General features: G+C 47.9%; 10 protein-coding genes. 3 read left to right on the forward strand and 7 right to left on the reverse strand.

The features are described from left to right. Positions 1–2: 2 nt before the first annotated feature. The gene (locus tag ACKFKH_RS00360) at positions 3–911 is read right to left on the reverse strand and encodes a carbohydrate ABC transporter permease (protein WP_446856227.1); all 909 of its coding nucleotides are present in this window, start codon (positions 909–911) and stop codon (positions 3–5) included. A 10-nt stretch (positions 912–921) separates the two neighbouring features. Then, entirely contained in the window at positions 922–2235 is a 1314-nt protein-coding gene (locus tag ACKFKH_RS00365; RefSeq protein ID WP_446856228.1) for an ABC transporter substrate-binding protein, read from the reverse strand. Positions 2236–2626: 391 nt separating this feature from the next. Between ACKFKH_RS00365 and ACKFKH_RS00370 the strand changes: the two genes are divergently transcribed. Both ACKFKH_RS00370 and ACKFKH_RS00375 read left to right on the forward strand, forming a co-directional pair. Next, complete coding sequence (locus tag ACKFKH_RS00370) at positions 2627–5353, forward strand: WD40 domain-containing protein (protein WP_446856229.1); 2727 nt, start codon at positions 2627–2629, stop codon at positions 5351–5353. A 34-nt stretch (positions 5354–5387) separates the two neighbouring features. After that, the gene (locus ACKFKH_RS00375) at positions 5388–8228 is read left to right on the forward strand and encodes a C1 family peptidase (protein WP_446856230.1); all 2841 of its coding nucleotides are present in this window, start codon (positions 5388–5390) and stop codon (positions 8226–8228) included. A 20-nt stretch (positions 8229–8248) separates the two neighbouring features. On the opposite strand, the gene ACKFKH_RS00380 is transcribed toward ACKFKH_RS00375, so the two are convergent. The 5 genes from ACKFKH_RS00380 to holA all read right to left on the reverse strand — a co-directional run bounded on the left by ACKFKH_RS00380 (position 8249) and on the right by holA (position 13168). Continuing rightward, positions 8249–8791 carry a C39 family peptidase gene (locus tag ACKFKH_RS00380; protein ID WP_446856231.1) on the reverse strand — a complete coding sequence of 181 codons (543 nt, stop codon included), beginning with the start codon at positions 8789–8791 and terminating at the stop codon, positions 8249–8251. Between the two features lie 267 nt (positions 8792–9058). Then, positions 9059–10600, reverse strand: a complete 1542-nt coding sequence (glpK, locus tag ACKFKH_RS00385) for a glycerol kinase GlpK (protein ID WP_446856232.1) — start codon at positions 10598–10600, stop codon at positions 9059–9061. Between the two features lie 192 nt (positions 10601–10792). Further along, positions 10793–11479: a biuret amidohydrolase gene (biuH, locus tag ACKFKH_RS00390; RefSeq protein WP_446856233.1), complete on the reverse strand. Its 687-nt coding sequence runs from the start codon at positions 11477–11479 to the stop codon at positions 10793–10795. A gap of 86 nt (positions 11480–11565) precedes the next feature. Beyond that, positions 11566–12048 carry a DUF4168 domain-containing protein gene (locus ACKFKH_RS00395; protein ID WP_446856234.1) on the reverse strand — a complete coding sequence of 161 codons (483 nt, stop codon included), beginning with the start codon at positions 12046–12048 and terminating at the stop codon, positions 11566–11568. Positions 12049–12187: 139 nt separating this feature from the next. Beyond that, on the reverse strand, positions 12188–13168 hold the full coding sequence (gene holA / locus ACKFKH_RS00400; protein ID WP_446856235.1) for a DNA polymerase III subunit delta: 981 nt from the start codon (positions 13166–13168) through the stop codon (positions 12188–12190). 539 nt (positions 13169–13707) lie between these two features. On the opposite strand from holA, the gene ACKFKH_RS00405 reads away from it, so the two are divergent. Further along, on the forward strand, positions 13708–14487 hold the full coding sequence (locus tag ACKFKH_RS00405) for a DUF1868 domain-containing protein (RefSeq protein ID WP_446856236.1): 780 nt from the start codon (positions 13708–13710) through the stop codon (positions 14485–14487). Positions 14488–14493: the final 6 nt, after the last annotated feature.

A 14493-nucleotide genomic window follows, 5' to 3' on the forward strand; every position in this document is an offset into this window, starting at 1 on the left:
GATCAAACCTCCCCGGCTGCTCTAGCTCTCGATCGCGTTAAGAAGAAACTAGCGATCGCGACCACCAACACCAACAGTAAAAATGTCACAACTACCAACGCTGCACCGTATCCAAAATCGAGATAGCGCATCACAGTTGCGTAAATGTAAAGTGAAACCGTTTCCGTCGCGCCGCCTGGCCCACCGCCCGTCATGACTGAGATCAAGTCAAAGATTCCGAAGGCCTGCGCTAATCGGAACAGTAACGCAATCACAACTTGAGGCAGCAATAAAGGTAGCGTGATTTGACGAAAACTCTGCCAGGGAGACGCACCATCGATCGCTTGCGCTTCGTACAAATCACTGGGAATAGATTGCAAGCCCGCTAATAATAGAATGCTAATAAAAGGCGTTGTTTTCCATACGTCAGCAACGATCACAGATATCATCGCCAATGTTGGATTACCCAACCAGTTAATTCCATTCTGAATCAATCCCAACCGCAACAAAATGTCATTGACAACCCCATATTGATCGTTAAAGATCCACGTCCAGGCAAGCGCGATTAATGCGGTCGGTAACGCCCAGGGAAGGATGGCGATCGTTCTCACAATCCCTCGCCCCTTAAAGGTTTGATTCAAAACTAGAGCGATTCCCATGCCGATCACCAGTTCTAGCAAAACTGACGAAAACGTGAAGACGGCTGAGTTCCATAAAGTCCCCCAAAATCGCCCATCCTGCGCCATCCGTCCGAAGTTAGTCAGTCCAGTAAACGAAGGATTTAGCTGATTCCCCAAATTCTGGACGAACAAGCTCTGCCAAAACGCCCGCAAAATCGGATACGCAAACACCAGAGCTAAAACTAACAGCGCTGGAACCGTCAGAAACCAGCCCGCTCGTCGCTCTCGTTCTCGAATAATGTCTTGTGTCATAGTCGTCTCCTCAAGCATTTGCACCCAATAAAGAGCGCGTCTCATTAGCAGCCGATTTCATCGCATCTTCAGGAGTCATCCGACCCGACAGCGCAGCACTCAAATAGCGTTGCAGAATGTCAGAAGCTTGGGCATATTGTGCGATCGGAGGGCGCAAAGCCGCATTATCTAAAACCTGCAAAACCAGCGGGAAAAATTCGTACTTAGCCAACAGATCCTTGTCATCATAGAGCGATCGCCGACTGGGTAAATAGCCCGTGTTCAAAATCAGCTTTTTCTGCACTTCAGGACTGGTGAAATATTGCACCACTTTCCAGGCTTCTTGCGGATGCTTGGTCGTGCTGGCAATTCCCCAACCCCAACCTCCTTGACAGGCAGCGCTCTCATATCCGGAAGCGTGAACCATCGGACGGATGCCAACTTTGCCCTTGACCGGAGACTCATCCGCATTCAACAGCGCCCAGGCATAGGGCCAATTTCGCATAAAGACGGTGTTGCCACTTTGAAACAGGCGACGCGCTTCGTCTTCTTGATAGGTAATCACTCCGCCGGGAGAAATGCCCTGCTGAATGGTGCTGGTGAGAAACTTGAGGGCATCGATCGCTTTTGGCTGATCCAGTCCGACCTGATTAGTTTTGGGGTCAACCCAGAAGCCTCCGTTGCCTTGCAGCACTTCGATAAACATGGCTGCTACACCCTCATACTGTCGCCCCTGCCAAACGTAGCCCCACCGAGCCGCATTTTCTTTCTGTAACGCTTTAGAGGCTTGGGTCAAATCGGCAAAGGTTTCGGGCGGCTTGAGATTGGCTTGATCAAGCAGATCAGTTCGGTAATAGAGCATCCCGACATCTGTCCGCCAGGGCAATCGATAGAGCTTATCTTTGTAGCGTCCGCCGTTAATATCTCCCGGCAAAAATTGCTTTAATTCTTCAGCAGGGATGAGATCATCTAACTCCCGAAGCCAGCCTGCTGCGGCAAATTTGGGCACCCAGGTCACATCTAAATTGAGCAAATCGTAGGGTGATCCGCCCAACAAAAAGGCTGAAGTATTCAAGTCTTCGATTAAGTTTGATGCATTCGGGCCTTCGATCATATTGAGGCGAATTCCCGGATTTTGTTGCTCAAACTCTCGAATAATGGGCTGAAAAGGTTCGACTTCTGGCGCATTCATCAAAAAGGTTAAAACCACTGGCTGAGACATCGCAGGTAAGATCACCAGCAACGCGCTCAACCCAAACGCAGACAGGACTGTAATCACTCGAAAGAGTAAAGACCGCCGCCAAACCTTCGCAAGATTTTGTCTAATAAATTCCAGGATTTCCATAGAATTGCGTGGACGATCGCAGCTTGTTGGCACTGCCTCGCTCGATCGTACTAAAAAGATTAAGTAAAGTGAATTTTCACTCCAAAGAAGCAATTGAGATCCTATCAAATGCTGTCATCAGCATGATGAGAAATCTATAATACGAATCTCCTAGTTCACAACTCATCTTCTTGAAGAGGTATAAGATGAGACAAAATATTAAATTAAATTAACTCAGGTTGTAAATCGGTGGTTCTTGGCTGATCCCAATTCCACAAAATGAGAGATTCACAAAATAAGAGATTGATCAATTCCATCGTTTTGTTGGTTCAAAATTGCAGACAGAACTGTCAATAATTCTCTCAGACGTTGTAAATTGCATAACATCCAATGCGATCGTTAGGGGGGGTGTATGACTGAAGCGTTTATTTCTTACTCACGTAAAGATCTAGCCTTCGTCAAACGGCTCTGTGAAGCACTCAAACAACAAAATCGAGACATTTGGGTCGATTGGAATGACATTCCTCTAGCCGCAGATTGGCGACAGGAAATCTTTGCGGGCATCAATCAGGCAGACAATTTTGTGTTTGTGATTAGCCCCGACGCGATCGTCTCTCAAGAATGTCTCGTTGAACTGAATCAGGCGATCGAGTCTCGCAAACGGTTGATTCCGATCGTCTGGCGTGATACTCCTACCTCAGAGATTCCTGCTGATCTCAACAAATTTAATTGGATCTTCTTTCGCGAAAGTGAGAATTTTGATCAGGCGATCACATCGCTCTGTCTCGCCCTGGATACCGATTTAGAACATGTCAGAGAACACACTCGACTGCTGACACGAGCGATCGAATGGGATCAAAAAAACCGAGACAAAAGTTGTCTGTTGAGCGGTCGCGATCTGCTGTCCGCCGAACAATGGCTGATTTTGGGTGCCAACAAAGAGCCATACAGCACCCTGCTTCAGCGAGAATATCTGGGGCAAAGTCGGCGGGCGGAGTCGGCGCTGCAAAGAAATCGGTTTTTGGGGGTGACGCTCGCTTATGTTGCATCGGGATTGGCGATCTTTGCAGGACTTCAGTATCAAAGAGCCGAAAAAGGCCAGATCGACACCCTGAGCCAGCTTTCTGAAGCACAGTTTGCGGTGAATCAAAATTCATTTACGCCCCTGTTGACAGCCCTGGATGCCGGAAATCATCTAAAGAAGCTGATTGGCGGTGCAGATCCTTCCCTTCAGGCGACCGTGTTGACTCGACTGGGGCAATCGATCCATTGGGTGGCCGAGCGCAACCATTTAAATCACATGACGGCTGTGCAAAGTGTGGCGGTGAGTCCCGACGGACAAACGGTTCCTTCGGAGTTGCGCGGAGCGCTAATCGCCACAGGCTCTCATGACAACCTGCTAAGACTTTGGAGCCGTGACGGTCGGCTACTCAACACCCTGACAGGCCATACAGAAGCCATTATGGGGGTGAGTTTTAGTCCGGATGGTCAAACGTTGGCAACAGTAAGCTTAGACAGCAAAATCAAACTCTGGAATCGAGATGGGAAACCACTTCAGAGCTTTGGGGGCAAGGACGATCGCGTCTACAGCGTCAATTTTAGCCCTGATGGTCGATTGCTGGTGACGGCTCATCAAGACCAGACCGCCAAACTCTGGACGCTCAAGGGCAAACTGATTCGCAGCCTCAAAGGTCACAAAGGGGAGGTCAACGGCGCGAGTTTTAGCCCCAATGGTCAAACAATCGCCACCGTCAGCGATGATGGCACCGCAATTCTCTGGAATCAGCAAGGCAAACCATTACGCACTTTCAAAGGTCACACTGACTTGGTTTTGAGCGTCAGTTTTAGTCCTGATGGGCGGACGCTTGCCACTGCCAGCAAAGACAACACGGTCAAACTCTGGAACGTGCAGACGGGCGAACTTCAAAAAACCCTGAGCGGATACCGCGATCGCGTCACCAGTGTCAGTTTCAGTCCCAATGGCAAAATGATTGCGACGGCGAGTGCAGATAACACCGTCAAGCTTTGGGATAGTAACGGACAAGAACTGCGATCGCTCAAAGGGCACAGTAGCCGAGTCAATGCCGTCAGCTTTAGCCCCGACAGCACAACGCTGATTTCTACGAGCAACGACAACACCGCCCGCGTCTGGCAGGTGACTTCTCCCTGGCTAACCATGCTCACAGGTCATCGTGATGCGGTGAATGGTGTCGTTTATAGTCCAGATGGTCAACGACTTGCGACGGCCAGTTCTGACTACACGATCAAACTGTGGAATCGATCGGGACAGTTACTATCAACGCTAATCGGACACGAGGGGAAAGTCAGAAGCGTGAATTTTAGCCCCGATGGAGGGACGATCGCCTCAGCCAGTGACGACGGAACGGTAAGATTTTGGAATCGGCAAGGCAAGCAGATTTTTAGCTTTGAGTCACAGTCCAGTGAAGTGTGGGATGTCAGTTTTAGTCCTGATGGTCAAACGCTGGTAACGGCGGTATCAAACACGGTAAAGCTTTGGAGCCGAAAGGGACGCGAGATCAAAACGCTCAAGGGGCATGGTGGACTGGTATGGGATGCAGAATTTAGCCCCGATGGTCAAGTCATTGCCTCTGCCAGCGATGACCGAACGGTGAGACTTTGGAATCGGGACGGTCAACTCCTCAACACCCTCACAGGACACAAGGGCCCGGTTTACAACGTCAGTTTTAGCCCCGATGGTCAGATCATTGCCTCTGCCAGCGACGACAACATGGTGAAACTCTGGAATCGAGACGGACAACCCCTCAAAACTCTGACGGGGCACCTGGCAGGCGTTTGGTCAGCCCGATTTAGCCCTGATGGACAAATCATTGCCTCTGCCAGCAATGACAACACGGTGAAACTCTGGAATCGAGACGGCACTCTGCTCATCACGCTCACCGGACAAGGCGCTGAAGTGAATGATCTGAGTTTTAGTCCAGAGGCACAAACAATCGCCTCTGTTAGCAACAATGGCACCGTGATTTTATGGGACGTTTCAAACTTGAATTTAGACGAATTTTTGTCTCGCGGCTGCTCCTGGGTTGGCGATTATCTCAAGACTCATCCCGATGCTCGAAAAGACCTTTGTCCACAATCTGAAGCCCTGGGCAAGAAATAATCTAAACTAACAACCAATCAGGGGAGAAACTAACATGACTAAAAAAGGAACAGGCTGGATTCCAGATTATCCCGATGTCAAAGATTACACGCTAGAAACCGATGAGATTCAAGGAGTTGTCAGCCGAGTCAGACGAGAGCAAGTCACTAGCGCGATCGAAGACATCACCATCAAATTTACTGAAGCGCTCAGACTTTTGGCACCAGAGCAATCAAAAAATGAACTCACTAAACTCACAGATGAGATTGAGAAGAGGGTGTTGGGCGAGGTCAGTTTCAAGGTGGCGAGAATTCATAAAGTTCTCAAGTTGGGCATGGTCGAGCCAGAAGTGCTGTTAATTAAGAACTACTTGCAGCGCATTTCACAAAAATCTCAAGGGCTAGAGATCACGATCGAGTACAAGTCAGAAACCGTCACCGATGCCCTGTTTGATCAAGATGCTGAGTCAGCAATTAGAGCGTTTCAGGCAAGTCAGAAAAATCTGGTGGAAGATGGAGATGGAGATGGAGATGGAGTCGTTGATATCGATACCATGATTGCCCTGCGGGAGGTCGTCGATGCGCTAGAAGGCGGTAATGACAGGCTGCACAGTCTGATTCAGAAATGGGCACAACTCAGTGAAGACCAGCCTAAAACCGTAATCGAGTTGCTGGGCGAAGACCGCTCTAACTACTTCAAGCATTTAAGTCGTCTTATCGCGATCAATCAGTTGAGTCGTGAGTGGAACGAAATTAATTATCTTACAAACCACTTGACGATTTATTATCTAAAAGGACTGACGAGTTCTTTCATAGGTAAAGTCCTTTCTCACGTCCCTCAATGGCAGGTCAAAAAGGATGAATTAACTAACAATTTGCCTCAATTTTTTAAGGAGCTTAAAACAACTTTTGATCACCTAGATCTAAAGAAGCCTCTTGAAGAGCCGAGCGAAGGTTATCTCTATCCTCCTTCAAAACCAGAAGAATCTTCTAAGCATTCAGCAATAGATGAATATCTTAAGTCTTTAAATGAAAGAAATGAAAGCTTCAAGAAGCGAGAAAGTCTTTTTAACCTTTTGACCTATTTAAGCAAGTCTTCTGAAAAGAAAGAATTAGATTCCAGTGAAGCATTGGTCAGAAGACAAAAAGTTATTCAACTGATACAGTCACAATCTGAAGAACAATCTGAAAAACAAATAATAGAGAAATATTTTGAGGACAATCAAGCAACCTATAATAAGGAAAATGCAGCGTTTCAGTCTGTCATGCAACAGCTAACTCAAGTGTTGTTTCCTGTAATGCCGCCCAAAGCTGAGAGAAGAGAGCAAGCCATTTCCGCGCCTCTGCCGCCTCAAGTATTTGAATTTGTCAGCAAAAAGCTGATCGACCTAAAGGTTTACAAAAAAATTCACAGCGAAGATCTCGAAAAACTCTATCAAGTCATTCGTCCCATTGCAGAAGCGATCGCTCAGATCATCTCTCCACTTGGCAAGCAGAGCAATTTGCAGATCGCGTTAGAGAGAGGCTTTAAGACATTTGAAAGAGAGATCAATCAAGCACAAAGTTCTTCTGATCAACAAACGAGGTTGGTCAGTCTAGCCCCGATCGTGCCCTCTGAAAGAACAGCCCCGATCGTGCCCTCTGAAAGAACAAGGCTTCAAGAGGTCATTTCTGAAGCAGTTCAACAAGTTTTAGAAGGGATTTCGTCCCATTCAAGCAGTCCACAAACCGGTTCATCTGATCGTGAATCAACTGCTGAATACACTAGTGAACCAACCGACCCTACAAATCAGACTGCCCTTTATGCAACACCTCAAAATGCAACACCTCAAAAGCTGAAATCGATCGCAGATCTGAAGACCAAACTGAATGAATACATTGAAAGTGGGAAGCTAAACCATGATAAAAATCCTAAAAGTTTTGAGTATTGTGTGAGTAAGCCTAAGAAAAAGCTGTTAGAAATCATCGACCTCAAACCTGAACAAAAAGGCTCAGAATATTTACAAGTTCCGCTCACTAGACAACTCAAGCAAGAAATCGAGAAACGTCAGCTACCTGGTGATAACATTCCCCTCGATCGACCTTCAGAAGAAGATAAAAAAGTCTATTTGTTCTTACCCGAATTTGTGGATTTAAGCTTTTGGTGTTCTGAAATTGAAGACCAGGGTTCTCTCAATTCTTGTACTGCTCATGCTGGCGTTGCCCTCACTGAATACTTTGCTAAAAGAAGCTTTGATCGCTATGTGGATGTGTCTCCCTTGTTTCTCTACAAAGTCACTCGCGATTTGATGCACCGTCAAGGAGACGCAGGCGCTTCGGTTCGAGAAACGATGAAAGCAATGGTGTTATTTGGCGTTCCTCCTGAAGAATATTGGTCTTATCCAGAACATAGTGCCGATGAAGATCCTTCGCCTTTTTGCTACTCATTTGCCCAAACCTATCAAGCTCTCAAATATTTTCGGTTAGACTATGCTGGGATTTCTAAATATGCCTTATTAACTCAAATTCAAATCACATTAGTGGCTGGGTTTCCCTGTATGTTTGGGTTTACGATTTACAGTTCTATCTACAGCGATGTCAATATGAGAAAGGGCTATATTCCCTATCCTGGCAAAGCCGATAAAGTTGAGGGCGGTCATGCCGTGGTTGCCGTGGGCTACGACGATAGCAAAATCATTGAAAATGCAGATGGGCGACAATCGATCGGGGCGCTCCTGATTCGCAATTCCTGGGGAACCGCCTGGGGAGAGGGAGGATACGGCTGGCTCCCTTATGACTATGTGTCGGACGGGTTGACGGCAGATTGGTGGTCGCTGGTCAGATCTGAGTGGTTTGAAACGGGCCAGTTTGGTGTCGGAGCCTCCGATTTAGGCGATACTCGACCGGGGCAAAAGTAGTTCACTGCTCTAACCAAAAGTCAGTTCTGCTTTGAAAGAAAATGCACCTCAAACCCTTGGCCTTCAGAGCAGCATAGATTGTAGATCAAGCTGTATGAATAAGTGGGGTATTTTCCAGTTCTACTGTTGTCGTAGTATCGAGTGTCAAAATTGGGTATTAGCTCACCGTAGTAGGGGTCATAGACCACAAATCCCTCTTCATTAAAGCCAACGATGCAGAACGCATGGCCAGAAATCGTGAAAGGGCGATACGCAATGACTGGATTCTCCTGGACAAGCCAATCTTTAACCTCTAAAAAATTTGCTGGGTGAATAAAGCGAGCGTCGCATCCGTAGTCTTCCGTCACCTTTTCCACGTTATACCGCTCGAAACTCTCCAAGCGCTTCTCTTTATAGCAATCAGCCAACTCATCAGCAAATCGCTTACTCGGATGCTTGCGAGGGACGTGTAGACAAGCCAGTGCCATCGCCAAAGAGGTAAGACCACTGCTGTCAAGAGGATTGTTGAGATTCTTTAGCTGACTGTAGGAAGGCACCTCTAACTTCTTAACGCTTGGAAACACAATGTCATTTTTCTCGACGATCGCGCCCTTCTCTTTTTCGAGAGACCAGGTATCGATGCCTTCTATTTCTTGCTCTAAGACAACTTGCAGATCGTCTTCGTCAAGCTGTATGATTTGAGCGTCAGAATCGTTCCTGCTTCGATCTTATGTTCTTCTTGCCGTTGAGACTGCCGTGATATTTCCTGATTTAGTTTGTGTGTGAGATTTGTGTCTGATAGTATTTTGAGGTATATCATCTGATGCTCCCATTTTAATTGTGGTATTGATTCACTCGACCCAATGTTGCGATCGCTCCACTGCTTTCTGCCAGATCACAAAGTTAGCTAACGCTTGCTCAGATCCGTTTCCAGGTTCAAACACGCGATCGAGTTCTCTTTGGGCAATTAGCGTCTGATAATCCTCCCAAAAGCCCACCACCAGACCTGCCGCAAACGCAACGCCCTGCACAGTCGCGTCACGCATTTTGGGACGCTCGATCGCAATTCCCAACACGTCTGCCTGAAACTGCATCAGAAAATCATTTTCACACGCTCCACCATCGACTTTGAGGCGCGTAATTTTAAGGGAACTGCACTCCTCGATCACCTGCACCACTTCTTTGACCTGATACGCGATCGACTCCAAGACGGCCCGAATTAAATGCGATCGTCCTGTCCCACCTGTGATTCCCCAAAATGCGCCTCTTGCCGTCATATCCCATCGAGGAGCGCCCAACCCACTGAGAGCAGGCACAAAATAAACGCCGCCGTTGTTAGGAACCTGTTGAGCGATCGCGTCCGTTTCGGCCGCCGTTGAAATCAGTTGCAGCCCATCTCTGAGCCATTGAATGCAAGCCCCCGTGGTGAACATGCTGCCTTCGAGGGCGTATCCTACCTGATCGGATTGAGTCCAGGCGATCGTCGAAATCAATTGTTGAGACCGCACGATCGATTCGCCACTGTGAGCTACCAAAAAGCAGCCCGTTCCGTAAGTGCATTTGACCAGACCAGGACGATCACATCCATGTCCAAAAAGAGACGCTTGCTGGTCGCCCAAAATCGCCATAATCGGAATTTCTGCTCCCCACAACCTTGCATCCGTCACGCCAAACTGACTCAAACTAGGCTGAATTTTAGGCAACACATGAGACGGAATCGCAAACAGATCCAAAAGTTTTGCATCCCACTCGCGAGTTTCTAAATTGAATAACATCGTGCGGCTGGCGTTGCTGTCATCGGTTGCGTGAACCTGGCGCCCGGTGAGATTCCACAAAATCCAGGTGTCGATCGTGCCTGCTAACACATTTTCTAGCGGTGTCTCAGACACGACGTTTTCTAACAGCCAGGATAGCTTCGTCGCCGAAAAGTAGGCATCCAAAATCAGTCCAGTACGATCGCAAATGTCTGGAGCGTACCCGCGATCGCGCAACTGATTACAAAGGGGAGCCGTCCGCCGATCTTGCCAAACGATCGCATTGTGAAGTGGCTGTCCCGTCGTTTTGTCCCACAGCAAACAAGTTTCTCGCTGAACGGTTAGTCCGATCGCCGCAATCTGACTCGGCTCAATCTGGGCCCGCTGCATCGCCGTCTGCATGACTTCACAGGTAGCCTGCCAAATTTCTTGGGGATCATGCTCCAACCCTCCAGGCTGCGGATAGTGCTGTGTCAACGCCAGATAAGCCTGACCGGCCACGCTCCCCGATGAATCAAACAAAAAAGCGCGATTGCCCGTCGTGCCCAAATCAAGCGCCAAAATATAGCCAGCGGGAGTGATCATCTCAAAGAGAAGCGGTTTTAGTTCTTCTCCAAAGCCTACCTTGAGATGAGTCAATGTTAGCGATCGACGTTGAATCAACCTGAATTCAATTACAAGCTTTAAAGGCTAATAAATTTGCCCAAAATGGAGAACTTTGAGCCGAAACGCTTGCCTTAAAGTCCCCCAAAATTGGCAACTTGGGGAGCAGAAGACGCAAACACCGAAGCGAAAAACTTCACCAAAGTTCCGAAAATTCAAGGCTGACCTTTACAGGAGATCGATCGCACTGATCACCGCTTGAGAATCCGCAACAGCACCAAACACGCCACCCTGCATCGTCACCATTTTGAGCGCCGCTAAATGATTGCCGTAATCCGTTGCGCCTGTGCAGTCCGATAAAATGAGACACTCATAGCCGCGATCGTTGGACTCTCGCATCGTCGTATGTACGCAGACATCGGTTGTAATGCCCGTGAGAATGATGTTTTGAATGCCTTTTCGCTTGAGCAGCAGATCCAGATCGGTGGCGTAAAAAGACCCTTTGCCAGGTTTGTCGATGATGGCTTCTCCCGGCAGGGGTGCCAATTCTGGAATGATTTCCCAGCCAGGCTCCCCTCGGACGAGAATTTTGCCACAAGGCCCAGGGTCACCGATGCCAGCGCCAATTTGCCGACTGCGCCACTGTTTATTTTCGGGTAAGTCAGACAGATCGGGTCGATGACCTTCGCGGGTGTGAATGATCTGGAAGTGCTTGGCCCGTGCCACTGAGAGCAGATTTTTGATCGGCTCGATCGCCCGCCGCGTCAAAGACAAATCGTAGCCCATGCGATCGACATACCCTCCAACTCCACAAAAGTCAGCCTGCATATCGATCACCAAAACCACCGTATTCTCCGGACGCAGATCTCCATTGAATGGATACGGATAGGGATCTGCCTCAACAAAACAGCCCATAACTCACCTCAGAACGATCGCTTATTCTAAGGATCTACAGAGTTCTCGCCATCAATTAGGTATCTTGCATCACTTTTTGATCAGCTTTAGCGAAGATTCAAATTGCGAATCTCAGCTTCGATGCGAGATTTCATATCAGGATTTTGGCTCTGCCGTTGAAAGCTGTTGAATTCGTCGCGGCTAAGTTTGTACTTATCCTGAACGATCGACTTTGCCTGAGCCGAAAAATTATCGCAAATGCCCTTGACTTGATCGCGCACATTAGACGACACCTGCGCCAAGCTAGACGATTGACAAACGTTGCTCGGCACGTTGCCCCCCGTAAGTTGCTTGACTTGATCGAGGAGCGATCGCCGCATCTTCTCAATCTCAAAGGCGGCTTTCACATAGCGCGTAAACGTCGATTCTTCTTGAGCATGGACTGCTGTATCAAACAGTTGAGTAGGTTGCCCTGAGAGATTAGGCGCAACGCCAGTCAGTAGTCCGAGTGTCGAAAGCGTCGCGATCGTCAGCGATCGGGCTAAAACTCGGTTGAGTTGAAATGGAAAGCGAGAAACACAGTTCATCATAGTGTGTGTGACATTCCGCAAACTAGCACACGGTTGAGGTTCAAGATTCATGAATTATTTTATGAGCAAGAAGTTCCAGAAGTCAGCAAGAATTTAGTTTTGGAATCAAGTGATTTTAGTCACTACTGAGAAAATGGCACTAACTAAAAATTTGACAAAGCTCGATCACCTTCGTTTGCATAGCAGCCGTTTCGTCAATGCCGCGTTTGAGACTGAATTCTAGTTCGAGGAGTAGCGGAAGGGTTTGTTGAAGCTGATTAACTGAGAGTTTAGCCAATTCTTTTTGCAAAAAGTAAAGTTTTTTGGGATTGTTTAACTCAGCCGCCTGAGCGATCGTGCGTTCATCTCGCTCTCCCGATTGCATCATGATTTTGATCCATAGGCGTTGTCTAAATTGATTGATTAAAGTCACCACGATTTTAATGGCAGGTTCGTTTTGACGCAGCAAATCTGTGACCAGTTCCAAGGCTTGATCGGTTTTACCTTCGAGAATCATTGCCACTAGCTGCAAACTGTTTTGGCTGGTCGTGGTGATTAAGGGAGCGATCGCTTCCACGCCCAAGGGTTTTTTAGAGTCGCCCGCAAATAATCGGATTTTCTCCAACTCACTATAAAGCTGTCTCGTGTTATTGCCGACGGCTTCGACCATAAATTCTGCACCAGCGATCGATAGCTTGACCCCGACTTCTTGCGCGACTCGCTGCACCTGCTTGAGAAGAAGATCAGTTTTCCAGGGCGGAATGGGCGAAAATTCTTGAATCTGAGCGTATTTTTGCAGCAGCTTGGTCGATTTCAAGCGGCCGTCAGGCTTTACCAAACTCGTCATCAAAAACGTTGTCGTTTCAGGAATTGCGGGAAAGGTACGATCGAGTTCTGCCAAGAGTTCTTCTGAGCAGCGCTGAGTTAGAGCCGTATCGACCAGCCAGACAAACCGATTTCCCGACCCAAACGGCGGTGTCATCGCTTGATTGAGACCTTGAATGACGGATTCTGGCTGATCAGGAGAAATTTTGTCAAAGTTAAAGCTCTCCCAAGTGGGATCGAGCGATCGTGCCTGCAACCTCTTGACGGCTTGGGCGATCGCAAAACTATCTTCTCCCCAATAGAGGTAAATTGGCATAGGACAGGGATGAGGGATGAGGGATGAAGCGCTTAGAACTCGTGGGATAAAACGTTCTGGCAGTGCTGAATCAGGGGATGAATTGCCCCAAAGCGGCGGGAAACCTAATATTCAAAGTCCCCCATTTTTGGGGATTTAGGGGGCGAAAAGATGGACACTTCTCACAGATTCATCCCTCCAATCAGCAACGCCAACGTTCTAATCTGCGAGGGCAGGGTTTGTTCTTATAGCCGTGAATTAATTCGTCAGGTTTGTTTGAACGTTTGTTTAATCCATGATCTTAGGCACTTTGCTGAGTGATTTGTTTTGATGTAACTCTTGTGGGAATTAGAGCATAGAACTCAACTTTCCTTTTCATCCCTCCTCCCTCCTCCCTTCCAGATTTCTCTCGCTGAAGTTTTCTTAAGCTTTTCTCTACTTCGGCAGCTTTTAGAGGCAATACTGAAATCTCTGAAGAGTAAGAGACACTTTTAAGAGACACTTTACCGCTAGATTAAGGAAGGATTTCTAAACTGTCGATTATAGGTGAGGCGATCGAGTTGGACGAGAATTATCAGACCTACCTCAACCGGGTGATCCGGATGACGCTTCCAGACACCTACAAGTCTCAGGTGCAGCATATTCAGGAATCGCCCAAGTTTAAGCCGTCTGGAGAAGATTGGCAGGCGAACCCGTTTCCAGGCTATACCGTGGTGACTCCTTGCGGCGCAGATGATCCGGAGAATGCTGCTCTATTCGATCGCCTCACTCAATTTCAGTCTCAGGTTGCTCAAAAAGTTGGGTTGGATCTGCTCGCTCCCCTTCCGGCTGAGAGTTTTCACTTGACGCTGGCCGATTTGATTTGGAACGGCACCTATCGTCACGCTTTGAGCCAAAATCCAGCGTTTGAGGAGCAGTTGCGCGATCGCATTGCCCAAAGTTTTCAGCAGTGTCAGCCGCTTTCTCAAAGAAACCCGATTCGTTTTCAGGTGTTGGGCCTGATTGTGATGACGCGGGCAGTGGCGGTTTGTCTGGCTCCGACCGATGAAGAGTCTTACGATCGCATTCTCAAATTGCGCCGTGCGATTTACCAAAACCCGGATTTGATGGCGATCGGTATTGAGCAACAGTACTACTTCACGCCTCACATCACGCTGGGATATTTTGGCGACACTTCACAGGTCGAGAGCAATCGTCTCAGCCAAACCTTTGACGAACTCAACAAACAATGGCTAGAGCAAGAATCACAAACGTTTCTAGTCCATCGAGCCGAACTTCGCAAATTTGATGACATGACAACCTACTACCGCGATCCTAACTGGGCCAGCTTTGAGTTTTGAGGGACT

This window comes from Phormidesmis sp. 146-20 (assembly GCF_052939475.1).